This window comes from Ochrobactrum sp. PL_is501 (assembly GCF_055816895.1).
The window spans coordinates 13,179-33,615 of sequence record NZ_JBVPGR010000022.1 but is presented as its reverse complement, the minus strand read 5'-3'; the positions used below and the strand labels follow the sequence as shown (position 1 = coordinate 33,615).

The window sequence follows — 20,437 nt, the reverse complement described above, 5'->3', positions numbered from 1 at the left end:
CTTGGCCGGAGAGACAAGCGACTTATTCAAGGCATCGCCAGCGTAGTAGCTCTGGCCGCGTTTCAGGTCGCGGTGCGCGCCCTTCGTCGCTGCCAGCACAGGCAAAGAAGCCCATTCCTGCGCCAGACGTTTGCCGAACTCAGTGCGGGTTATCCTGCCAGCCACATAGTCGTCATAGCCGCGCCGCTTCAGTAGATGAAAGCCAAGCCGGTCTTGCAGATTGGCGTCAAATAGCTGGGTGCCGCGCAAACCAAGCTCGCGGGAAAGGTCCTGCAGCGTGGCACGCATGAACTGATATCGGCCCGATGCTGACGATTTAAAACGCTTGGTGAATGATGCCTGCGCATCGACCAGTTCGCCAATTGTCAACTGTGTGATTGGCTTTGGCAACTTGTCCTGATTATTGCCATAAATCACATCATAGCCGCGTGGGGCTTCGATCCCGCCAATAAAGTCGAGCAGAAGCGCCGCGCCAGCTGGCACGGTTTTATCCATTGCATTTTCCTTTCTTTATGAGATTATAAACATGCGCCGTTGAAGCCCCCGCTTCTTTCCGGCGCGACCTCGGCAGCCCCCGCGCCGAGGTTTTTTTTGATTGCAAAAACCGCCCTGAAGGCGGTGCGGATCATCAACTTTTCAATATCGGTTATGCGAAGGCGGCGTTGATCTGGGCTTCTGTGGTGATTGAGCCAGCTTCAATGGCTGCCAGCACTTGGGCCTCGATCCCGTAGCTGGTTCTGACGTGGAGGCGGACGGCTGCGGCAAGATCGTCCATTTGTTCGTTTGTCAGTTGGCGAAACTCACCGTCGGCAAACTTCCACGGGTCACCGTCGGCGCGCTCGCCTTTTTCGATGGCCACAGCCTCGGCAATGATCTTGCTCTGGCTTTCACGATCAGACAGCACCGGCCAACCATTCCAAACGGTTCCACCGACTTCCTTTTCCCAGCGCTTGGCAGCGGCATATTCTTGCAGCGTGATGCCGGGATGATTGCTCTGCGGAATGCCGTCTTCTACCGGGACCGTCTTCATCGGCGGGGCAATACCCAGCGCCGTAAAATGTCGAGGATGCCCCTTTTTCCCGATTTTTGCGGTATCGACAATTTGTTGCGTGGCTGACATTACGCATCTTCCTTTTCATGTTCTGGAATGAGTAACCCGGTCAACGGGTCGCAGAATTCATGCGTTTTGATGAATGGATCAGCACGTTCCGCCTTCACGTGCCACGATACCTCGTCGTTGCAAGTGGGATTATTCACGGCGAAGATTGAGAATTTTCCGTCAACTACCCTGCCAGCGCGAACCTCGGTTTCTCCATCGAGATTGTTTGGCTTCAGCGGAATTGCGTTCTGTGTCAGCGCTACGAACGTACCGGGCGACAAATTGCTTGCGCTATCAATGTCCACTTCCGCTACGCCATCAACCAGACGAACGGTTCCCCAGAACTCAACACCCGCTTTCGGTGCCTCGGTGGACATGAAAACAAGGTCTTTGTTGTACGGGTCGTTTGGATGATCGAGGAGGAACGACTTGCTGCCCGCTGTGAACGCACCCGGGACATTAGCGTTACCAATGTGAGTAAAACTGAATGATGCCCCAGTTGAGCCAGAGACAACATCGATAACCGCCTGCATATTAACGCCGACAGCTTCCATCCCCTTGAATGAAGCAAATAGCTGTCCAGTGCCCACCCGACTGAGAAGCACAGGTGCGTGGTTGAATGTTCCTGCTGCGGTGTTCTGACGGGGATTGGAGGCATTTACAGCCATCCATTCGGAAGATGGTACTGATATTGCAACAACACCAGAAAACGTCGGATATGACGAATTGGCCTTCGCGTTCAAAGCCGTTTGTGTGGCGGTACTGACAGGTAGACCAGACTTGGCCTGTAACGTGCCGTCACCCTGCACGTATTGTGCACTTGTTCCCGTAGCGAGTGCCAGCAGTGCACGTCCAAGGGTTCCGAGGTCGATGGGGGTAACGTCCCCATTCGCATCCGTGGCGAGCGCCTTGTTTGCAGCCAGTGCAACTTGCTTCAGATCGCCCGCTGCATCCGTCTGCAAAATCTGCCGTGCCGCCAACGTCAGCGCCGCCAGCTTGCCGAGGCTGCCGTTCGGGTCTTGAATGCCCAATTCATCTTTGCTGATCGCCTCGTACTGCCCTGCCGCATTGCCAACGAGCAGCTTGCCGTCCTCGACTGGGACGCTGGCAATATTCGACAACACACCGTTACCAAGCAGTTCAATGAGCGTGGTCGTCTGGGCGGTAACACGTGCACCATCCGGCAAATAGCGCGCACGATATGGCGCATCGGTCAGGCTCGCGCCAGTCCATGGTTCGGTCAGGGTCAGCGAAGTATTGCTATCGACGCTGGCGATGATTGCCGTCAGGTTCTGGATTTGAAGCGTATCGCCAGGGCGAAAAGCCGCCGTTGTGAACATGGTCCCAGTGCCGGTAACGATCGTTGAACCATTGGCGAGCGTTATCGTCCCGGTCACATAATCGGGCAAAACAGCCATGAGTTACCTCCCCGCGCTGTCAACGCGGTTTCTTTCGGTTGGATTTTGATGAAGGTCAGCGCTTCCAGACGAGAGCCCGAATAGTCCCGGAGAACGCGCTTACGATGGGAATACCGGTGCCCGCATACCGGAGCTCGTAATTATTGTTCCCGCTGACCGCGCTCGTGTCGATCATGGTGATGTAGTCTGAGAATGTCGCGCCATTGGACGAAGGCGATTGCGCCGAGGCCACCGTTACCCCAGTTGTGACATTGATCAGACTGATGGTGACAGACGAGTTTGACGAGCTTGTCCACGTGATCGACCAGCCGAAAGTGATCAGACAGGTATTCCCCTGCGGATTGATCGTCAGAAGACTACAGGCCGGGGTGTTCTGATTGCCGGGGTTGGGTGATGATCCAGAAGCATTGAAGACTTGTGTCACAGACCCAAAGTCCAGATTGCTGGTTTTCACCTGCAAGTTGCCAATCTTCGCGGAAGTGATTGCAGCATCCCCGATTTGCGCAGTGCCGATCTGGACATTGATGATCTTCGCCCAATCCATGACGAAGCCTTCGCCGTACATAACGTTGTTCTGGATGACGAATGGCTTGAAGAACTCGGTGCCGTTCGAGAACACGATCTGTTCCGCTATCAGGGCAATACGCGCCTGGGTGCTGGTCACATCAAGGAAGAGGCCGGCGCTCTTGTAGCTGTCGGTTGTTCCACCGCGCACTTCCATTCCAATGCGGGAGTTCCAGCCGCTCGGTGCCGCATAAGTCCCCATTCGGAATGTCGCGTTCGCAGACACTTCACCCATATTGGACGATAGCTGAGTGATAAGGTTGGCTTGCGCCGCCACATCATCCTCGACGCCATCAACGCGGACTTGCAGCAACTGAATAATGCTTGCCCCGGTATTGTCCCAGAGCTGGGCATTGATCCGGGTCAGCTGCTGGCCAATGGCACTATTCGGACCCGTGGCAACGATGATATCCTCCTGCCACATCGCCTGCGCATTGCCAAAGGTGCTCGATAGCTGGCGGGTCAAACGCTGGATGTCCGAATAGTTGCTGTTGTGATTATCCGCAGTCAGGGTAGCAAGTTCTTCAGCCTGCCGGATCAATTCGCGAACCTGCGGCCCGATCCAGCCGAGATAGCCCTTCAGGTCATCGGCCAGTCCTTCATAATCGATAGGGTTCTGATCGCCCTGGGCGTCCAGCGTGCGAAACGGCTTGGCCGCTGACCACGCCACAGCGCGCCCGTTATCCACGCGCAAACGCGTGCGGACGAACCAGTCAGTGAGCGAAGTCAGCCCTTCGGAGATCGTCACATTGACGATATCGGCGGTCACAAAATCGCGGAACACCTGGCTCGGATCGTTTGCGGGCCAGTATTCAATATTAACGCCGACAACCGAGATATCATCAATCGTATCCCAGAGCAGCCGTGCACCCGGCAACTCTCCGGCACCATCCGCTTTGACAATGGTCGGAATAACATCGAAACCCTGCACCTCGGCCAGATACTGCGGTGGTGGGATTACGATGATGTTCGGCGGGTTTGTTTCGTAGGCTGTCGGATCAAAAACGCCATTACTGATCTGCTGCAACGAGAGGGATATGTCGCGGGCGCCGTCGGTGTTGATGCCGCCAAGCTGCCGCGTCAGAACCTGATATGTCCGGTCGCCATACTTGGCGCTGTTCCAGCGAACCCACCGGCCTTCCTTGATCGTATCGAGGAATTTCGGATGAACGACGATTTCAGCCGATGCCTGATAGCGAGCGCCACGAATGGCGATATCGGCCAGCCTGTCCACCTGCCGCACATCGGTGACGGCAGCGTAAGGGATGGCGCTGGCAAGCGTTTCCCGATCTTCAGCCAATGCACCGGCATCGATACGGGTTGCGGCGTCCTTCGTTTCATAGAAGTCATCCGGCGAAACGTAAGAGGCCGCAACCGTATTGATTAGCTCGGTGCGCTTGCGTTTCGCACTGAAGCGAAGCGGTGCACCACGCTTGATGTCAGCATCGGTGATAGTTGCAACGATGGCCTGTGGAGCGCCTGCAATCGGGAATTCGCCGTCAACACGCTCAACCCACGACCCGCACATGGCTTCGAGGATGGGCGTCAAGTTGGCGTCGTGGTTGGCACCGGGGCCGTCCTTGGCAATCGCATGGGCACGATAACGCTTCGAGCCATCCGACATGACTTCGTCGCAGATGTTCGCAGCCTGGGTATATTCTGCCAACGGCAGACGGCTTGCACGAACAGCCTTGCCAACCATGCGCTGAGTGCCGTTGAAAAAACCGCGTTCCAGATTGTAGATCTGCACGACCGGATTATCGGAATATTCCCACGTGCTCTGATCGTCCCAGCGATGCGGGCCCGATCCGCCCATCGTGCTGTCTTTGCGCCAGTCGCAAAGCGGCGCACCGACAACTTCGAACAGCAGCTTTGCCGGAGAGGTCAGGCCGTCGCCATTCTTGCGAAGCTCGGAAAACACGACGGCATAGGCAACGCCTGCACCACGATGGTTTGCAGTCCACCGGCCAGCCGGGCGCGCATTGTTGATCAGCGTCGGCTCTGCCTGCTGATCCATCGTGCCGTAGAAAAACTTGACGCGGACATTATCGTGATCGTCGCCGCTTGTTCCTTCATTCGGCACAAGCCAGTAGCCGTTGGCGTCCTGCTGGCTCAAGATGCGCCATTGGCCATTGTATCGAACACGCGGAACAGCCGTGATGCGGAAGCTCGACAGAACGAACACGTCCTGTATCAGACGCCCACCCGACCCGTAGCTGTTGCGGTAAATGTGATGGCCTTCAGTCGCGCAGGTACCGAGAATGACCGAGCGCGGGATATTGGCGCCGTACTGGGTTTCAAGTTCCGATGCGCGGCTCTGGGTCTTCGGAGGGAAAAGCGCATTGACGGCATATTTGAGTGCAATGCCAAAGGCGGTCTGCGCGATACCGGCGAGGATCGGGCTTGCAGCAGCCCATGCCGCCACGCTCGATACAAGCCCGCCAATCGCGGTGAAGATAGGCGCTAAAAATGGCATGCGACAGCCTTAATCGGGCGCAGCAAAAAAGGCCCGCTGCTGGCGGACCTTCAAAGGCGCAAATTGTCGAAGTGGTTACAGGCCAACCTTGTAGGCCTGCTCGATGTCGGTCACGGACAAGAACGCGAGCCCATGCGGCTGTTTCACGGCGAAGCCGGAGCCGCAAATGAACCCGGCCACGTATTCGTCATTGATGCGGATAACGCCCACATCGCCACGGCGGGCAGAGAGACGATTGACCGGCTCAAGCTGGAGATAGGTTTCGAGTACGTCCTTGACGTTCTCGCAGCCATTGGCGCGCATCTTCCGGGCTGCCCCGGCTTCGGTCTTGTATTTGCCGCGGAACTCCGCAAGCGGATCATCGCCGGTTACAGCCTTGATCGCATCGGCGGCCGTCATCAGGCAGTCCGAAACGCCCCATTCCGGCGCGATCGATACATGGGCCGTCGCAAGGTCTTCCAACGCCCGATCCCAACCGGGAACCCTAGCCGAATTTGATTTTGAAGAACTCATTCTTGATCCTAGCGGCGTATTCGAAAAGCATGTCACCGGGCGACACAAGCTGCTGGTCCTCATGCGAGGCGTAGCGGTAGCCCTCGCGGAAGTTGTCGACCGCGCCCGTTTCAATGTGGCCTTCTAACCAGACCTCGTCGCTTTCTTCGCGGTGGTCGATGTAATCGACATAGCCGTACCAGGTCGGCTCGGCATGAAGAAAAGCGTTGGTGTCCGGGTCGAAATAGAAGTCGTAGAACGTGACAGGTCGATTTTTATAATCTTCTTGCTCGATCAATCCGAGCTTATCCGGCGTCAGGCCGAAATCGGCGGCAGCGGGCAGGCGCATGGTGACTGGCTGGGCCGCTGTGCCAAGCGCGTACATGGGCTCATCAATGTCGATGATGGTGTTACCGTGATAGGTTAGGCCACCATAATCGACGCTGCCCTTGCCTGAGAAAAAGCCATAGGTGCCGGTGCCGAACTCGAACTTTACGGCAGATGCGATCTTGCCCCTGCCCTCGTTGAGCAGTTGCTGTAGACGTGCGGGAAAGGCCATGAGTTACCGCCAAACCAATGAAAGGGTGGATTCAACCGCGCCCAGCTGATATCTGGCCGGCATGATTAGAAGCGTTTGCATGTTGATTGTCGGGTTTGGCGCCTTGATCCAAGGAGTTCTTCGCCTTGGAAATCCTGCCCAGGCCGTTGAAAAAACGGGCTGGCTGTATCAGCAGTTCGGTGACCAAGGCATTGCCGTCGGCATGATCGCCATGGGTGCCGTCGCATTGGTGATCGGAGCCGTCATGTTCAACAACACATGGATCCGGGCTATTCGGGAACGTCGACAGCGCCCTTAGAAATGCAGATACCAAAATAATGCTACTTCCCGTGTTTCCGGATAAAGGCCGCGATATAGAAACCTGTCATATCCGCCTAACGAAAATCCGTAGTAGCTATAGAAGCGGCACGCAGAAACGTTGGTGGATTGGGTTTCGAGGCGGACACCGGCCATTCCCGTATCTCTGGCCCATTGGACGGCTGAGCCCAACAAAAGTCTTCCGACACCTCCCTTTCGATTGCCAGCGGCGACCGCGACGTCCTCCACAATAGCGTACTTGTTCCAGCCTTCGCTGATTGCAAGATACCCAATAGGAACATCATTCCGAACTGCAATGAAAAGCTGTTTGCCAGGGTCTGTCAGAAATTCCGTCAGATCGGTTTCATCAAAGCCATAGTCTTTGCGATATGGCTCCATCAGCGAAACGGAAACCATACTTTCAAATGGTTCAACAAGCTCATCTTGAACTTCAAATGAAAAGTCATGGAGGGACAGCAGCGAAAGATCGGCAAGTGTTCCGGGCCGTATTTCATAATCGCTTATCTGCATTTGCGTCCTCTTTCTCCCGATACCGAGTGCTTACCTTAACGGATTACCTCGGCACCTCAACAAGCTGGAACTTTGCCGTTGGCATCACGCCATCTTCAACTTCAGTCGATCCCGGCACAATCCGGGTATTCAGAACTGGATCTTTGAAGCGAACCGTTGCGCCATTTGCGATGTAGGACGGCACCGGCGGCTCGACAGGTAGCGTGATTGTCGCCCCCGCCGTGGCGTTGGCCGTTACACGATGGAGACTGTGATAGTCGGCGGACGTGAGCGAAATCAGATCACCCTTCGTCATCACCAATCCCACAGTCACGCCGCCGATAAGTAGCGTTTTTCCATTCGCGACCGATGTAAGTGAACCATTCCCGGCCGGTACGGAGCTATTCGGATTGTTCCAGTAGGCTCGGGGAAGAGATTGCTTGCCGAGGACTGTGTAAACAATCGTTTCCATGCCGTTCTGGGCCTGAGCTAGCCAGCCTTCGAACTCGGCCAGATCCTCGTCATACATCGGCTGGGTTTCGATGTTGACCGTCCACCATTCATCACCGTTCTGGATCATCGATATGGCTCGTTCGCCATACCGAGACATTGAAATTGGCTTGTTAAGACGTGGACGGCCAGCCTGATACTCGATGAAGTCAGGAAGGCTGATACTCATTTCGCATAGCCTCTCTGGTTCACCTGACGCAGATCACGAGCGGCGCGAACAGCGCCGCCCTTGTCGTACTTCTGAATGCCGGCCTTGAAGGTCTTCGCAGAACCTTCCTCGACTTCGCTCTTGATGTAGTTCTGGAAGTTCCCGTCATTCACAAAACGGGTTTCCGTGATGATACGAACAGTCTGCTGGCCGCCAGCAACAGCAGCCTCTCGAACACTCGGCAAGGTGGAGCGAGACGGCATTGAGACGACATTCCCATCAACCGGACCGCCATATGCAAAACCGCGGACCTTGTTATCGTTCATAGCCTGAAGCCACGGGCCGAAAGCTTTTGTCGCCTTTGCGTTCATGACAAATTCGCCGTTCGACAGCCAGGCCGGAATACTGTCAGAGGTTGCAGAGCCGGGACCAGTCACGTAGCCGCCGCTTGCAAGCCGCAGGCCTGACCAAGGGTCAGTTGCTCCTCCCACCCCCCCTCCGCCAAACAGACTGCCAATCCACTTGCTGATTCCACCGCCACCAAACAGGCTTTCAATCCCGCTATCGATGAGGGCATCCGCAATCTTGTTGATGGCATTCACAGCCGCATCAGCCAACGAACCCCACAGGCCACGACCATTCGCAAGCCCATTCGCCATATCGGAAAAGAAACCCTTCGTCGTATCCTTGGCGAAGTTGATCGCGTCCTGCGCCTTCTGAATTGCAGATTCCAAACCCGCCATCGTTCCGGCGAGCATCTTGATGTAATCAGCCTGTTTCGGCGTGAGGTCGATACCATGCTGTTGCGCCTGGTTTAGCATTTCCTGCTCGTATCGAAGCGCATTGGCGGCTTCTTCAGTCATTCCGAGAGCCTGCTGTTCAACCAGTAGCGATGCTATACGCCGATCGGCACCGTCAATGATGTCCTGATAATATTCGGCATCGGTCTTGCCCCTCCGCTTACGACCTTTTTTCGACTTATCGTCAACGTCGGTTAGGCCCTTGGCAAGCTCTCTCAGCTTGTCCGCTGCGGCAGATGCCCCGCTTTCAATGGCCGAGTATATCCCGCCGACGTAATCCGTATTCTGGGCATCACTGAATGCTGCGGTGACTTTTGCCACGGCATTGGAAGTTCGGCCTGAAACCTTTGGGCCCTTCTGAGGCGGGAACAATTTGTTTGGGTTGCCCAAGTCGGGCAGCGTTATATTGAACCGCTCGCCAATCGACTTCAGGCCCATGTTGACTTCGAGCACCATTTGACGAAGGCCCCAGCGGATTTGCTCCATTAGATTGTGCATCGCCAACGCGCCAATTTCATTCATGACATCTGGGAATTCATTCCAGATTACCTTCGCTGCGTTGAAGCCTCCGACGAATGCTCCCACGATCCAATTTACCGCTTTTTTGACATCTGAAACGACATCGCGCCCGAATATGTCGTTGAGTTCATCGCGGAATATATTTGCAGCAATGACGGCTGCGGCAAAACCAGCCACCAGAGCGGTAGCGGGATTAGCAAGCGCGAACGATGCACCCATGCTGATCGCAGCGACAGATACACGTCCCATCCAAGCGATGAGATTTACCATTCCGGCGATCACGGATGGCGCATAGATTAGCGCGAGTGCCGCAGCAGCCGTTGCAGCGTAAGGAGCGATGGCCTTAAGATTGTCGGCAAGGAAGATGAGAGCCTGAGCGGTGCGCTTTGGCCAATCGACCATTTGCAGGCCCGCCGCAGACAGCGACACAAGGCCGATAGTCAAGAGACTGACTGGCGAGATGACGGACATGAATGCCGCGCCGAGACCGCGTAACGGGTTTTCCATCATGCTGATGACCGCTGCAAGCTGCGTGCCCTGCTGCAAGCCGATCTGGAATGCGCCCATTCCCATCTGCGCAGAAACTGCGATGTCCTGAAATTGTGCCGCGATGTTGGCTGTATTGAACTTGCTCGCTGCCTTGATGTTGTCGTTTGCGGCAGCACTCGCCAACCGAAGTGACTGTTGTGCTTGCCTTGCAGCGCCCGCAACACGTTCCAGTCCGGCTTCGGCGTTACTCGTTCCTGCCGCAAGCCGCAAAGCCGCAGATGCGGCACCTGAACTGGTCGAGGAAAAGCCGTTTACCGCTGCTTCTGCCCGTTTTGCCGCACCGGACATCTTGTCGAGCGCACGAGTGCCTTTCTCAACCTGATCACTGCGCACTTCCAAGCCGAGAGTAGCGATGTCAGCCATGTTGCGTTCCTTTCAGGCGAAAGCTATCGTCCTCGCCACCTAAAAGGAGACGGGCATGAAATCCATATTCGTTGGTGTGGTTGCTGTAGGCGTATGGACCGGTGTGGCTCACGCTGAAACATTGGCTGAACAAGCTCAAAAATGCTGGAATCCACCACCATTTTCAGCTGATGCAGATATTGACGCCGAGTTTGATGTTCTGTTGACCGCGAGCGGTGCGGTCAGGGACATCACTGTTACGTCATATAAGCCCCGGAATGACTTGGGTAAGCAAGCCGTCAAGTCGGCATCTAGAGCTATCGAGATGTGTTCCCCCTACCAAGGTGGGAATGAAGGGCTTAACAAATTTCGGATGACCATAAATGAAGATGGGGCAGCTATTAACCCGTTTAAATAAAAAGGGGAGCTATGCTCCCCTTAACTCTTCTACCGTTCAAAAACAATTAATCTGTTCGATAGTCGTTTAGTTCTTGCTCAAGCACGAACGATTGGAGTCCAAACGGTTTGGTTTCGAAATCGTAGATCGTCTTGCCGCACACAATGCCTCCAAGAACATTCGCGTCATGATCTAAAAGTGCGTCCCTCGCAGCCAACATGGCACTTCCCGTGGATAAGATATCATCTACGAGAACAACGTTGCGGCCCTTCACTGCAACATCAACTTGGTATCGCTCGTGCAGGAACTTTCTAGATCTACCTCCGCCTTCATGTGCAGGTTGAAGCGCTTCCGACCAACGCAAGGCATCTGCTATCGACCCTTCGTATTGTTTCCCACGTAGTGCTTCCTGAACCATTGTCAGAGTGCGATAACCATCTGCGCCTACAACACCGTCTTTTGACGGAATAGGAACTATAAGAACGTCTTCGTCTGCTTTTTCAGTCCGTAGTGTGTGTACAATGAAATCCCCAAACCACTCTCGGACTAAATGAAAATTGTCCTTGTTTATCTTAACATTGCCATGCGGCTTATGGGCAAAAAAAGAACGCCTGAATGCGCCGACTTTGACGGCCCAAACATAAAAATAAGCATCCCAGTATGGCTCTGTTCTTCTTTTTGACTCGTGTGCCAGATCGGAATAGTACCCACAAATAAAGTGGATTTTCATTTTACAGCACCCGCGAAAGAACGTCCTGTACTTTAGTAACTACTACGGTCTTGTGATAATCTAAAAACCGCGCCGGCCAAGTTAGTTTTTCATTCTCAACGACTGACCTAAGCAAAAACAGCCATCTGCCTAAGCGAACGCATTCTGATGCTTGGTGTAGAGTTCCCGATGTGTCTGAGGCCTCAACAATAACGCTCCCATCGGAAATAGCTGCCATAAGCCGGTTCCTTTTGGGAAAATCCGAGGGATAAGTTCTTTGACCGAAATGGAACTGCGAAATCAAAAGATGTTCATTATAAATTTCCTCTTGGAGCGAAGCGTTCTCAACAGGGTATGCTTTGTCTATTGATGTTCCTATTACAGCTATGGTCTTTCCACCGGCGGCAATAGCCGCCATGTGTGCAGCGGCATCAACACCTTTGGCTAATCCGCTTACTACGACAACACCAGCAAGCGCCAATTCCCTAGAAATACGGCTAGCGCGCGCGCTCCCTTCTGCAGAAACATCCCGTGCGCCGATCACGGAAACGCACGGCGATTTCAAAATGGCAATATCTCCGGAGTAGAAAATAATAGGATCGCTTTCCTCCGGCTTCCGGAAAAGCCCCTCACTTTCTTTCGGGATCGAACGACCTGCAATGTCCAGCAAGGATCCTAATGGCAGTTCATGAAAGATACTCGGGCGTGCATAAGTTGTACGCCTCCTCGTATTGTTCTCGCTCAGAACTTGTCTATCGACACTCGTCTTGGCCAATGTCATCTCTTGTAGCACTTTCGCCCCCGGAAACAGAAATGCTCTATATGCAGGGTATAGCGATTCGAGCAAATCGAGAACAGCGCGGTAAATCTCTTGTCAATGGTACAGTGATTTGTCATTAGATTCATCCCCAAAAGAGGGAACCGAATGAAAGCACTCGTGATCGCCAGTCTCGCCCTGTTCGTTCTTTCCGGTTGCGTTAGCAATCGGGCGCCGGACCATGAATACAAAGAAGTTCGCTGCAAGCAGTTGCTTAGTCGGACGGAATATCCGGCCATTCGGGAAATCGAGCGCGTACAAGCCAGAACAGAAGCGGCGCAGTTGGGTTGTTATCAGAAGACCTAAACGAGCTTTTGCGGCCTGTCGTTTTTTTTTCGATAGAGCCTTTCATCTGCCAGAGCCAAGGCTTCCTCGAAAGTCTGCCTTGGCTTGCAAGTTGTAAGGCCCACCGAAACAGATAACGGCAATTCTTTGTCCGGCCTTTTCTCGTTCAAAAGGCCGGACGCTCTTGAACTGATATCTGCGACCGCAGAATCGATGTTACATATTCCTGCTTTCGGTACGAACGCGCAGAACTCATCACCGCCGATGCGCGCAATCAGGCTGTCGTTCGACAAGCAATCTTCCAACGCCTGTGCAACTGAAATTACGGCATCATCTCCTGTTGGATGCCCGTATTGATCGTTGATCCGCTTTAAATAATCGATATCAGCAATCAAAAACCATCCGCGAACACCTGCCTTGTTGGCTGCATTAAACTGCTGGATAAAACTTCTCCGGTTGAGCAGGCCAGTTAGCGGGTCAATACTGGCTACTCGCGCCAGTTCATTCGCTCTCTTCACCGCAACGCGGTAAGACTGTTCCAGTTTTTCCAATCGTGAAAACCAGAAAACGCCCAACGGTATCGCGATAAGAAACGGAAGTAAGAGACGGACTACAATCGTGACAGTGTCAGAACGCGCACCAATTACGACACGTATCCCTGTCGAGAGCGAAATCGAAATCAGCGCTGCTATTACGGCAACCAACGCCGTGCGTTTCCAAACGTAACTTGATGGCACCCGCAAAAACCCAGCCCTCAATAGGTATACCCAGCAAGTCGATTAACGCCTCTTATACGTTACTTCAACAATCATTCCCGTTTCTTTCTTTTAAACCCACGCAACAGCGATGCAACGCCGTGTCCGTCACTGGCTGGCGTTTCGTTCTTCAACTGGTCGCTGGATTTGGTTTTCTGGCCTGCCCGCGTGACTGCGAGAATGGCGTTATCCAGTAAGCAGATTAGTTCGACCTCCCATGTCAGCATCGAAATGCCGTGAACACGGCTATAGGCGTCGATCTCTTCATACGAGATCGGATTTGCAGACATGCCGACTGATCGGCGGGCGTTCAGATCAAGGAACCAGCCCCAGACGTGCCGTAAATCGTCTGGGAAGTCTGGCAGGACGGTCGGCCGTCGTTTAGCGAAGACGGCCTCGCCGAACGAAATTAGCTCGCTGGCGAGGCTTTCACGAAAGCCAGTTGATTATCCGCCGCAGCGTCGATTTGCTCGGCAATGAACCACAAATCCGGATTGGTCAGCACTGCCCGGACGTTTTCCGTCGTGCATTCAATGGCCTTCCCGCCTCGCTCGAATCCTTCCCACGAAAGAACAGCGGCCACCATCACATCAACTGCGCGATCTTCAATTTCTTCGACCGTCTGGACTTTCTTCGGATTGCGCTTCTGGTCGCGAATGTTGGCATTGGCCAGGCGACGCTGGACATCACGAACGCGTTGCGACTGATACGATGCAACCCGAACCTTCATGCCCAGCTTCTTGCCTGTGGTAGGGTGAACGATGTCCACCTCGAAACCTTCGTCAAATGCCTTCGCCGCGCCGTCAAATACTGACAGATCCATCTGTGAACTTTCCTGTTAATACGTCTGTGGAAAAACGGTTGATAAGCTGTTGGAATTACGGGGTTCCGGCAGTGGCTTCTTGTTCAAAAACGGCGGTCGTAATGCCGAGATTGAAAGTCGTGGTGACCACATCATCGGCTTCGCCATAGCTTTCCTTCGCGGACTGAACGAGTGCGTGAAAATAGAACTCGGTTGGGGTTCCGGTTTCATCTGGCGCATCGTTCGCGATGATGCGAATTGCGTATGCCAGATTGGTCTTTTCAGCGGCCCTCAGCGCGATCTGGCCCGCGTCGAGAGGATCACGGCCACATACCAGGGCGAGTACGCCAGCATCGCGAGCACCCTTGAGATGGCGCACACGAGCATCGGAAAGGCTGGTGAAAGTGACGTCGTTCGCCTCATCACCGAATTCGCCGAGGTTCTGAACTTCACCGACGGGCACGTAGGCCAGCGCCTTGTACGCCGTGATGATAGCGGCCTCATTGGCGCCCGTGACAGGGGTTGCAGGCCCGATCGCAATCGTAGAGCCCGAAGCAGTTGTAATCATGGGTCTTCTCCATATGAAAAAAGCCCCGTATGGGGGCTGTTAACGGCTCAGGCCGGATGAATGTTATGCGAAACAGTCGTATGAGATCGTCACAGGCACTTGCCAGTGCGTCTCATCGCTGAACCCCTGTGCGATGTCAGGTGCCTTGGTGATGCGAACGGTCAACCCGTCTTTCGGCAGTTTTAGGTCGGTCGGGAAATGCTGCGCAACCTTGCCTGCGGTCTCCGTCGACTTCGTTGCCCCACCGTTCAGAGGCAGGAACACATCAATCTGAAGAATGCCCCGTCTTTGATGAGGCTCAGTTGACCCGACGAACCGGCGGCGCGATGTGTTCGGCACATGCGTCACTCGCAAATATCCCGTAGCGGGCCGCTGGAAGCCGACATTGGGCCAAGCGACCGGAAGCGCAGGATTAAGCACCAAAGACGCTACGCGCTCGAATAGAGCGTTTTCTATACTCTTCTCGATCGTCATGTCAGAGCTTGAGCCTTTGCTTCACTTCTTTGGCTTTGACGGCAACGATTTCTTCCCACCGCTGAGCGATGAGCGTTACCCACGGACGGGGAGCCGCGCCCTTGGCACCGTAATGCACATAGGCCGCGTAGTTCGCGGTGTAGCCGAGATAGATGGTATCACCGAGATCAGCGCTGTTGATCACCAGAATAACTGGCTGCAGATCAGGAGGAACCGACCCGCCGGGATTGTCACGATACAGCCTCGGCATGGCTTCACGCGATGCCATCAGAGACGCACGAAGAAAGCCGGTTCGCCGGTAATTCTCAGATGATGGCTGGTCATAGACCATGTCAGACAGAAGCTTATCCATCTGACTGACTAGCTCTTGCGCGCTCTCTTTAAACACGACTTCAAGCGCGCCATCCACCTCAACAGCCCACTGCCCGACGGTTGCGGCAAAAGACTTGGCCATCAGTCGAGCCAAGCCCAAGATCGGCGCGTCTGGATTTCCCAGATCGTCCAGTACGAAACCCCGAACATGGCTGCGATATCCCTTCTTTCCAAGCCGGAACCGATCCTGCGGATTTCACGAACCTGATCTTCTGTCAGCTTGGCGGTGTTGACGGCCTCGCCTCTCGGCAGTGTGCCGTGCTCGACCATATCCATCCGGTTGCCAGAGGTCGTTTTCCACGACAGGTGACGCGGGCTGATACATCCTTCATGTCCCTTGCCGCAGGAATGCGCCGCCTCGTACTCTGGCGCCGGAGGTTCTCCATGAGCCAGCGTGCACATAAAACGTGGGGCCGAGATTTGCTTGCCATCGACCTGCACAAGGCCTCGGCCTCGGTCACCGACGCTGAACGGCCATTTCAGGCATTCGTCACCGGCATAATCGACATGCGCCTCTACCCATTTCACTCGGCGTCGATAGCTATCAGAAATCGCCTCCGGGTCGCCGTACTTCAGCCAACGCTTGTAATGGGCTTGGCAGTAGCCGTGATATCCAGACTGCTTGCCACAACCTTTAATGGTACAAGGGTGGCCTGTCTGCTCACGATTTACCCTTGATATTGTCGGATCGCCGGTGTGCTGCCACCGTTGATAGTGTTTGGAACACCAGCCTCGAGACTTAATGAGGATGGGGTTGTTGCATCCCGCAATGTTGCATATAGCTTTATCAGCCATTCGATGCGCTCCTATCGCGTCGTTTCGGTTAGGGCCGAGGCGGTGTTCCAGCACCAAATCGGCCCGATTTTCTTTTAGCACAAATCAGGAGCGAATACGATCAAGCAGTTGATCCACATATGAAATTGAGTATTCGCAAATGCACTTGCATCCGATTTTATGCTTTGTAGGAATACCTGGCGCATGGGGATACATGATCTGGGTTCCATCCGGTGCGATGAAGGGCTGATCGTACCGGACGCGCTGACCGTTCATCGCAATGTGCTGCAATCTGCCGTGTTCTTGCGGTGTGTGTCGCCAAGTCTTGGTGACGATGTCTGCCGAGAGATTTCCGTTATCGATCTGCTGGCGAAAGGCGATGTCTTTTGCCGCTGCCATCGCATCGAATGTTTCATTCAGGGCAATCGTGTCGGCCCGAAGCTTCAGCAGGCCTGCACTATAACGATTCACGATCCTTTCCACGACATCAGGCGGCAATGGAGTTTGCTCCTTGAGGGCTTTCGTCACCGTTCGGTCAAATCGCTTGTCTCGCCGGCCGCGCTTAAGATAGTTCCGCAAAAGCGCAGGATCGCCGGAAAGAAGCTCGTCACGAGCGCTCTGTACGAACAGGGCCTGTGCTGCCGTCAGACCGACAATCCCGCCTTCTCGCGTTCCAGTAGCCCGGTTTACTGGCCCAACGATAGCTTTGGCGGCCTTCGTCGGATTGTCGCCGCGAGCAAGGCTATCCGTCAGAGCAGTACGAATGCTTTCGACCTGATCAGCTACAATTCCTGAAACGAGACTGGCCGAATGATCGCGCAGCCAGTTTTCAGCAACCACGTTCCGAGCATCCCAACGAATGACCACAGTATGGCCTTCCGGGTCTTTCAGTGCCGGCATGTTCGAAACAGTGTCGACGCCGCCCGCGTTGAATGCCTGCCGTAGCGCCTCTTCTAGCGGGTTAAACGCTGCTTCTTCAATGAACATTGCTTCAATCGCACCTGCAATATCGCCCTTTTCCAGCCGCTCCACGATCCGACGGAGGACGATGTTCGAACGGATATCATCCACGGCAGCCATGAAAGCGGCGCGCAGGATTGGTTCGTATGTGGCGATAAGGGCTTCAAACCGTTCGCGGGGCGTGAGACGTTTTAGCATTGGACGTAACCTCAGTCCGCGAAACGCGGATATCGACGTTTCCGCTAACTTCTTCTAGGGCGATCTCTCCGCAGTCAGTTGTCAGCATTCCTTGCTCACTTCTTTTCGCCCGGAGAACGTACCCTTCGCCATCATCCGCTGTAACGACATCGCTCTGCAGAACACCATTCAAATAAACCGTAATCCCCTTTAGCGAGAGGCCAGTGTAGCCAGAATCATTTGCGTCTGCTGAAATACGCATGGGCTTCAAACCTTAAGGGGGGATCATGGATTACGATCTTGACGAATTTCTTGAAGAATTTGATGACTTTACTATGCAGGTTCAGTCAGCGGATTACCGAATATTCCCATCACGGCTTAGGCAATGGCTTCATTTGATAGCGAGCGCTGATGAAGATGTTGCTTCCCACATTGAATGGCTTAAACGTCGAGATGGTGCTAGGAATGCTCTCCAGTCGATGTTGTACTCCGATGAAGAAGGCAAACAATCATCATTGAATATTCCGTCAAATCGGCTGGACAGATTATCAGCCTACATACTTCTTTTCACGGAGATCAATGATGGCAATGTAAATCCTTCGGTCTTCGGGTTCGAGTATTTTCAGGACGTTGATGACAAGGATTCCGTCCAGAAGATTGTAGCAAATCTCTTCTCGCCATTCGCGTCCGAGCTAAGACGCTACATTCGAAGCAACTTTGACGAACCCGTACCTGACGAATACAGGGCGTCTAAGGATGTTCCGGCTTCAGATCGTCTAGTAACGCTTCATCACAACAGTCCGGCCTACAAGAGCACGCTAGAATCCATTCAATCGGCCGAATTAGCAGTTCAGCAATGGAACGATATTTCTGAAGACGACCGAGAGCGTATCAAGTTCGAACTAGATGCCGGTATTTTACTCCTGAAAGCCCGAACAGCTCGTGTTGGCGCAATTGAGGCTGTCCTTGTGCGGGCTCTTCGCTGGCTCGCACAAAATTTCGCAGGAGCGGCACTGGGGATAGCCGCAGAAAAGTCCCTCTCTCTGCTTCTACCGTTGATGGGCATCGGTTGAACTTGCCTATGATCGTGCCTGCAACTCCCAATAAACGACCGTTCCAGCCGGATTGAGCGGCTTAGCCTCGACAATCGTGCTCACAACACCGCCGATGATGACCTTGTCAGTCGTCGTCGGCTGAATCGTCAGACCCTTGGTGGCAACATAAACCTTCTTGTCGGTCGACTTGATCAGTGTCCCGTCAACGTCCTTCTGGTCGTAATCCAGCGCTACCAGAGTACACGGATAGTCCGTATCGCTTGTGCCTGGGTCCCATGGATCGCCCGATGTCTCGGTACGTCGGATAGCGCCGGTCTGGCCGAACTTGTCAATCAGTCGGTTCGCCGTTTGAACCGAGCGGGCATAGTTGAACCTGGCCATTTGGCACTCTCCAATGGATCAAATCCCCGACCAAATGCGTTGGAAAACATCGGGAACCGAAGGAGGACAACATGAACGTCGCAAACTTGCAGATCGAAGGCCTATGCCTCGCTATTGCCGCGATCAACCATGCACTGGTCGAGAAAGGCATTCTGTCCCAAGTCGAGTTAGACGACGCCCTCAGAACAGCCGAAGCAACCGCTCGTGGGGATGATCGATTTGTCGAAGACCTCAATCCATCGAACCGCGATGCGATCTGCTTCCCGATCAGGGTACTTCAGATCGCCAATACGACTGGAGCGGAACGCCCGTGGAGCTTTACCGAACTCGCCCGCCTGGTTGGCGAAACCAAGCAGCCCTATAACGATATGCTTTAGGCTCTTGCGGCTGAACCGAAAACTCCCGGCCCTTTGCCTCGGATGAACCCGGCTAGGATGCCCTCGACTACGCTGATTACCGGCAGGACGTCATCAATCCTGCCGTCCGTGTCTTGGTATGTGACGGACAGATCACCGACCTGTTCCTGCTTAATCGCCTCCGCTGGCACATAGTCTGGCGAAAGGCTTCCGGGAGTGATCAATTCTCGCCAAGCAGCCTCACACAAGGCATTCTTGATCCTTTGTGGTATCGTTGTGCTCGGAAGCAGCGCACCGCGCCACACGGCGTTCTTTCGAGGCCATTCAAGCGCCTGCTCTACCGTCGCAGGTTCACCGATGAACCGCTGGCCGTATGTGCCATCCAGCCATGTCGTACCGCGGCGCAAGGCCTGTTCGACTTCGGGATGGGTCTTGTCGGCCAGATCGTAGCCGACCTTGCCACAGTAGGCCCGGAACTCATCCAGATCGACGTAGCTGTCAGCGGCAGAATCGCCGGGTGTCGTCGTCAACATTTGCCGGTGCCTCGCGTTTCCTGATAGGCGCTGAACAGTTCCTGAAAGATTGCCTGCATCGAATAAGCTTCGAACTCTGGCGATGGATCTTTCTCGCCAATGTCTTCGCGGATTGTCTGCCAGACGTGAGTAGCTTCATGAACCAGAAGGCCGGCGACCTCACAAACCGTCCGCTCATTCTCGCTCCCATCGCGCAAGGTGACGATGACGACGACTTTGCCGTCTTTCGTGAATGTGGTACATCGGCCATCCGTGCCGGGATATGGCTCGCTGCAACCCATCTTCTTCATTTCACGCTTCCATGCCTTCTTGGAGGGACAGAAGCCGAAATGGACGGGCTGCCAACCGCGGTCACACCAAATCACACGGTCAGTATCGCTCATTCGCCTGCGGCCTTGGCATTCAGCTTGTTGAAGTAAGCCAGGAGGTTCTCCCGCTTCATATTCGGATGCGGAGCCTTGCCGGTCGCAGTTTCGATGGCAGCGCGAAGCTGATCATCACTGAACTGGTCGCCACCGTCTGTGCCGATGCCGCCAGTCGATAGCGCCTGCTGCTGCTGGCCTTCGTCCTTCCCGCGCTTCTTGTGCGGGTTGATCACCTTTGCGTCCTCCGGCGCGAACCGAGCATCTATGATCTTGAAGCCATCGGCCCGAAGCTTTTCTTTGAGCTTCTGCGATACGGGGTGAACGACATATGCGATTTCACGCTCTTTCAACATGGGAAACCCTCAAATAAAAAG

28 protein-coding genes are annotated in these 20,437 nt (G+C 54.4%); 5 read left to right on the top strand and 23 right to left on the bottom strand.

Translation table 11 applies throughout. From position 1 onward, the window contains the following. The 6 genes from AC0TOF_RS02075 to AC0TOF_RS02050 all read right to left on the bottom strand — a co-directional run. A partial coding sequence (locus AC0TOF_RS02075) for a lysozyme family protein (RefSeq protein ID WP_473767044.1) occupies positions 1-495 on the bottom strand: 495 nt, incomplete at its 3' end. 151 nt (positions 496-646) lie between these two features. Continuing rightward, positions 647-1,120, bottom strand: a complete 474-nt coding sequence (locus tag AC0TOF_RS02070; protein ID WP_473767043.1) for a DUF4376 domain-containing protein — start codon at positions 1,118-1,120, stop codon at positions 647-649. After that, positions 1,120-2,517 (bottom strand): hypothetical protein, encoded by a 1,398-nt coding sequence (locus AC0TOF_RS02065; RefSeq protein ID WP_473767042.1) that lies wholly within the window; start codon positions 2,515-2,517, stop codon positions 1,120-1,122. Before AC0TOF_RS02065 ends, AC0TOF_RS02070 begins: the two co-directional genes overlap by 1 nt. 55 nt (positions 2,518-2,572) lie before the next feature. Continuing rightward, positions 2,573-5,557, bottom strand: a complete 2,985-nt coding sequence (locus AC0TOF_RS02060; RefSeq protein WP_473767041.1) for a phage tail protein — start codon at positions 5,555-5,557, stop codon at positions 2,573-2,575. Positions 5,558-5,632: 75 nt separating this feature from the next. Further along, positions 5,633-6,070, bottom strand: a complete 438-nt coding sequence (locus tag AC0TOF_RS02055; protein ID WP_473767040.1) for a DUF6950 family protein — start codon at positions 6,068-6,070, stop codon at positions 5,633-5,635. Continuing rightward, positions 6,042-6,608, bottom strand: a complete 567-nt coding sequence (locus tag AC0TOF_RS02050; protein WP_473767039.1) for a hypothetical protein — start codon at positions 6,606-6,608, stop codon at positions 6,042-6,044. Before AC0TOF_RS02050 ends, AC0TOF_RS02055 begins: the two co-directional genes overlap by 29 nt. Before the next feature lie 79 nt (positions 6,609-6,687). Here AC0TOF_RS02050 and AC0TOF_RS02045 point away from each other — a divergent pair, with 79 nt between their 5' ends. Continuing rightward, positions 6,688-6,906, top strand: a complete 219-nt coding sequence (locus AC0TOF_RS02045; RefSeq protein ID WP_374846634.1) for a hypothetical protein — start codon at positions 6,688-6,690, stop codon at positions 6,904-6,906. Here AC0TOF_RS02045 and AC0TOF_RS02040 read toward each other — a convergent pair. From AC0TOF_RS02040 to AC0TOF_RS02030, 3 genes are read right to left on the bottom strand one after another with little or no spacing between them, the layout of a single operon-like run. Continuing rightward, positions 6,903-7,436, bottom strand: coding sequence for a GNAT family N-acetyltransferase (locus AC0TOF_RS02040; RefSeq protein ID WP_022569923.1), 534 nt, complete (start codon positions 7,434-7,436; stop codon positions 6,903-6,905). The two genes, AC0TOF_RS02045 and AC0TOF_RS02040, sit on opposite strands and share 4 nt — an antisense overlap. 43 nt (positions 7,437-7,479) lie before the next feature. Further along, positions 7,480-8,094 (bottom strand): hypothetical protein, encoded by a 615-nt coding sequence (locus AC0TOF_RS02035; protein WP_473767038.1) that lies wholly within the window; start codon positions 8,092-8,094, stop codon positions 7,480-7,482. Beyond that, positions 8,091-10,304 (bottom strand): phage tail length tape measure family protein, encoded by a 2,214-nt coding sequence (locus tag AC0TOF_RS02030; RefSeq protein WP_473767037.1) that lies wholly within the window; start codon positions 10,302-10,304, stop codon positions 8,091-8,093. Before AC0TOF_RS02030 ends, AC0TOF_RS02035 begins: the two co-directional genes overlap by 4 nt. Before the next feature lie 55 nt (positions 10,305-10,359). Here AC0TOF_RS02030 and AC0TOF_RS02025 point away from each other — a divergent pair, with 55 nt between their 5' ends. Continuing rightward, positions 10,360-10,701 carry a hypothetical protein gene (locus tag AC0TOF_RS02025; RefSeq protein ID WP_368649637.1) on the top strand — a complete coding sequence of 114 codons (342 nt, stop codon included), beginning with the start codon at positions 10,360-10,362 and terminating at the stop codon, positions 10,699-10,701. 46 nt (positions 10,702-10,747) lie between these two features. Here the strand turns inward: AC0TOF_RS02025 and AC0TOF_RS02020 are convergent, their stop codons facing one another. Both AC0TOF_RS02020 and AC0TOF_RS02015 read right to left on the bottom strand, forming a co-directional pair. Then, on the bottom strand, positions 10,748-11,410 hold the full coding sequence (locus AC0TOF_RS02020) for a phosphoribosyltransferase (RefSeq protein WP_473767036.1): 663 nt from the start codon (positions 11,408-11,410) through the stop codon (positions 10,748-10,750). A gap of 1 nt (position 11,411) precedes the next feature. Then, a complete protein-coding gene (locus tag AC0TOF_RS02015) occupies positions 11,412-12,164 on the bottom strand; it encodes a DNA-processing protein DprA (protein ID WP_473767035.1) in 753 nt (250 codons plus the stop codon). Between the two features lie 150 nt (positions 12,165-12,314). Here AC0TOF_RS02015 and AC0TOF_RS02010 point away from each other — a divergent pair, with 150 nt between their 5' ends. Further along, the gene (locus tag AC0TOF_RS02010; protein WP_473767034.1) at positions 12,315-12,512 is read left to right on the top strand and encodes a hypothetical protein; all 198 of its coding nucleotides are present in this window, start codon (positions 12,315-12,317) and stop codon (positions 12,510-12,512) included. Here AC0TOF_RS02010 and AC0TOF_RS02005 read toward each other — a convergent pair. The 8 genes from AC0TOF_RS02005 to AC0TOF_RS01970 form a co-directional block, all read right to left on the bottom strand. Continuing rightward, the gene (locus tag AC0TOF_RS02005; RefSeq protein WP_473767033.1) at positions 12,509-13,234 is read right to left on the bottom strand and encodes a GGDEF domain-containing protein; all 726 of its coding nucleotides are present in this window, start codon (positions 13,232-13,234) and stop codon (positions 12,509-12,511) included. The two genes, AC0TOF_RS02010 and AC0TOF_RS02005, sit on opposite strands and share 4 nt — an antisense overlap. Positions 13,235-13,299: 65 nt before the next feature. After that, the gene (locus AC0TOF_RS02000) at positions 13,300-13,611 is read right to left on the bottom strand and encodes a phage tail assembly chaperone (protein WP_473767045.1); all 312 of its coding nucleotides are present in this window, start codon (positions 13,609-13,611) and stop codon (positions 13,300-13,302) included. Between the two features lie 44 nt (positions 13,612-13,655). After that, on the bottom strand, positions 13,656-14,069 hold the full coding sequence (locus tag AC0TOF_RS01995) for a hypothetical protein (RefSeq protein ID WP_025091516.1): 414 nt from the start codon (positions 14,067-14,069) through the stop codon (positions 13,656-13,658). A gap of 55 nt (positions 14,070-14,124) precedes the next feature. After that, positions 14,125-14,616, bottom strand: a complete 492-nt coding sequence (locus tag AC0TOF_RS01990; RefSeq protein WP_063620971.1) for a phage tail tube protein — start codon at positions 14,614-14,616, stop codon at positions 14,125-14,127. Between the two features lie 63 nt (positions 14,617-14,679). Beyond that, the gene (locus AC0TOF_RS01985) at positions 14,680-15,090 is read right to left on the bottom strand and encodes a DUF4128 domain-containing protein (RefSeq protein ID WP_473767032.1); all 411 of its coding nucleotides are present in this window, start codon (positions 15,088-15,090) and stop codon (positions 14,680-14,682) included. A gap of 1 nt (position 15,091) precedes the next feature. Continuing rightward, positions 15,092-15,544 (bottom strand): HK97 gp10 family phage protein, encoded by a 453-nt coding sequence (locus tag AC0TOF_RS01980; protein ID WP_473767031.1) that lies wholly within the window; start codon positions 15,542-15,544, stop codon positions 15,092-15,094. Further along, positions 15,544-16,257, bottom strand: coding sequence for a hypothetical protein (locus AC0TOF_RS01975; RefSeq protein WP_473767030.1), 714 nt, complete (start codon positions 16,255-16,257; stop codon positions 15,544-15,546). The genes AC0TOF_RS01980 and AC0TOF_RS01975 overlap by 1 nt, the downstream gene beginning before the upstream one ends. Positions 16,258-16,341: 84 nt before the next feature. Continuing rightward, entirely contained in the window at positions 16,342-17,316 is a 975-nt protein-coding gene (locus AC0TOF_RS01970; RefSeq protein WP_473767029.1) for a head morphogenesis protein, read from the bottom strand. Between the two features lie 344 nt (positions 17,317-17,660). On the opposite strand from AC0TOF_RS01970, the gene AC0TOF_RS01965 reads away from it, so the two are divergent. Further along, positions 17,661-18,446: a hypothetical protein gene (locus AC0TOF_RS01965; protein ID WP_473767028.1), complete on the top strand. Its 786-nt coding sequence runs from the start codon at positions 17,661-17,663 to the stop codon at positions 18,444-18,446. A gap of 6 nt (positions 18,447-18,452) precedes the next feature. On the opposite strand, the gene AC0TOF_RS01960 is transcribed toward AC0TOF_RS01965, so the two are convergent. Next, positions 18,453-18,809: a hypothetical protein gene (locus tag AC0TOF_RS01960; protein ID WP_473767027.1), complete on the bottom strand. Its 357-nt coding sequence runs from the start codon at positions 18,807-18,809 to the stop codon at positions 18,453-18,455. 71 nt (positions 18,810-18,880) lie between these two features. On the opposite strand from AC0TOF_RS01960, the gene AC0TOF_RS01955 reads away from it, so the two are divergent. After that, the gene (locus AC0TOF_RS01955) at positions 18,881-19,186 is read left to right on the top strand and encodes a hypothetical protein (protein ID WP_473767026.1); all 306 of its coding nucleotides are present in this window, start codon (positions 18,881-18,883) and stop codon (positions 19,184-19,186) included. Here the strand turns inward: AC0TOF_RS01955 and AC0TOF_RS01950 are convergent. From AC0TOF_RS01950 to AC0TOF_RS01940, 3 genes are all read right to left on the bottom strand, one after another. Beyond that, positions 19,183-19,698, bottom strand: coding sequence for a DnaT-like ssDNA-binding protein (locus AC0TOF_RS01950; protein ID WP_473767025.1), 516 nt, complete (start codon positions 19,696-19,698; stop codon positions 19,183-19,185). The two genes, AC0TOF_RS01955 and AC0TOF_RS01950, sit on opposite strands and share 4 nt — an antisense overlap. Continuing rightward, the gene (locus AC0TOF_RS01945; RefSeq protein WP_241084301.1) at positions 19,692-19,988 is read right to left on the bottom strand and encodes a hypothetical protein; all 297 of its coding nucleotides are present in this window, start codon (positions 19,986-19,988) and stop codon (positions 19,692-19,694) included. The genes AC0TOF_RS01950 and AC0TOF_RS01945 overlap by 7 nt, the downstream gene beginning before the upstream one ends. 89 nt (positions 19,989-20,077) lie before the next feature. Further along, positions 20,078-20,416, bottom strand: a complete 339-nt coding sequence (locus tag AC0TOF_RS01940; RefSeq protein ID WP_473767024.1) for a hypothetical protein — start codon at positions 20,414-20,416, stop codon at positions 20,078-20,080. Positions 20,417-20,437 lie beyond the last annotated feature (21 nt).

Excerpts from the sequence above, each read along its gene's own strand:
- AC0TOF_RS02070 (WP_473767043.1), bottom strand. The coding sequence starts at position 1,120 with ATGTCAGCCACGCAACAAATTGTCGATACCGCAAAAATCGGGAAAAAG.
- AC0TOF_RS02065 (WP_473767042.1), bottom strand. The coding sequence starts at position 2,517 with ATGGCTGTTTTGCCCGATTATGTGACCGGGACGATAACGCTCGCCAAT.
- AC0TOF_RS02060 (WP_473767041.1), bottom strand. The coding sequence starts at position 5,557 with ATGCCATTTTTAGCGCCTATCTTCACCGCGATTGGCGGGCTTGTATCG.
- AC0TOF_RS02055 (WP_473767040.1), bottom strand. The coding sequence starts at position 6,070 with ATGAGTTCTTCAAAATCAAATTCGGCTAGGGTTCCCGGTTGGGATCGG.
- AC0TOF_RS02050 (WP_473767039.1), bottom strand. The coding sequence starts at position 6,608 with ATGGCCTTTCCCGCACGTCTACAGCAACTGCTCAACGAGGGCAGGGGC.
- AC0TOF_RS02045 (WP_374846634.1), top strand. The coding sequence starts at position 6,688 with ATGTTGATTGTCGGGTTTGGCGCCTTGATCCAAGGAGTTCTTCGCCTT.
- AC0TOF_RS02040 (WP_022569923.1), bottom strand. The coding sequence starts at position 7,436 with ATGCAGATAAGCGATTATGAAATACGGCCCGGAACACTTGCCGATCTT.
- AC0TOF_RS02035 (WP_473767038.1), bottom strand. The coding sequence starts at position 8,094 with ATGAGTATCAGCCTTCCTGACTTCATCGAGTATCAGGCTGGCCGTCCA.
- AC0TOF_RS02030 (WP_473767037.1), bottom strand. The coding sequence starts at position 10,304 with ATGGCTGACATCGCTACTCTCGGCTTGGAAGTGCGCAGTGATCAGGTT.
- AC0TOF_RS02025 (WP_368649637.1), top strand. The coding sequence starts at position 10,360 with ATGAAATCCATATTCGTTGGTGTGGTTGCTGTAGGCGTATGGACCGGT.
- AC0TOF_RS02020 (WP_473767036.1), bottom strand. The coding sequence starts at position 11,410 with ATGAAAATCCACTTTATTTGTGGGTACTATTCCGATCTGGCACACGAG.
- AC0TOF_RS02010 (WP_473767034.1), top strand. The coding sequence starts at position 12,315 with ATGAAAGCACTCGTGATCGCCAGTCTCGCCCTGTTCGTTCTTTCCGGT.
- AC0TOF_RS01995 (WP_025091516.1), bottom strand. The coding sequence starts at position 14,069 with ATGGATCTGTCAGTATTTGACGGCGCGGCGAAGGCATTTGACGAAGGT.
- AC0TOF_RS01990 (WP_063620971.1), bottom strand. The coding sequence starts at position 14,616 with ATGATTACAACTGCTTCGGGCTCTACGATTGCGATCGGGCCTGCAACC.
- AC0TOF_RS01985 (WP_473767032.1), bottom strand. The coding sequence starts at position 15,090 with ATGACGATCGAGAAGAGTATAGAAAACGCTCTATTCGAGCGCGTAGCG.
- AC0TOF_RS01980 (WP_473767031.1), bottom strand. The coding sequence starts at position 15,544 with ATGGCCAAGTCTTTTGCCGCAACCGTCGGGCAGTGGGCTGTTGAGGTG.
- AC0TOF_RS01975 (WP_473767030.1), bottom strand. The coding sequence starts at position 16,257 with ATGGCTGATAAAGCTATATGCAACATTGCGGGATGCAACAACCCCATC.
- AC0TOF_RS01970 (WP_473767029.1), bottom strand. The coding sequence starts at position 17,316 with ATGGCTGCCGTGGATGATATCCGTTCGAACATCGTCCTCCGTCGGATC.
- AC0TOF_RS01965 (WP_473767028.1), top strand. The coding sequence starts at position 17,661 with ATGGATTACGATCTTGACGAATTTCTTGAAGAATTTGATGACTTTACT.
- AC0TOF_RS01960 (WP_473767027.1), bottom strand. The coding sequence starts at position 18,809 with ATGGCCAGGTTCAACTATGCCCGCTCGGTTCAAACGGCGAACCGACTG.
- AC0TOF_RS01955 (WP_473767026.1), top strand. The coding sequence starts at position 18,881 with ATGAACGTCGCAAACTTGCAGATCGAAGGCCTATGCCTCGCTATTGCC.
- AC0TOF_RS01950 (WP_473767025.1), bottom strand. The coding sequence starts at position 19,698 with ATGTTGACGACGACACCCGGCGATTCTGCCGCTGACAGCTACGTCGAT.
- AC0TOF_RS01945 (WP_241084301.1), bottom strand. The coding sequence starts at position 19,988 with ATGAAGAAGATGGGTTGCAGCGAGCCATATCCCGGCACGGATGGCCGA.
- AC0TOF_RS01940 (WP_473767024.1), bottom strand. The coding sequence starts at position 20,416 with ATGTTGAAAGAGCGTGAAATCGCATATGTCGTTCACCCCGTATCGCAG.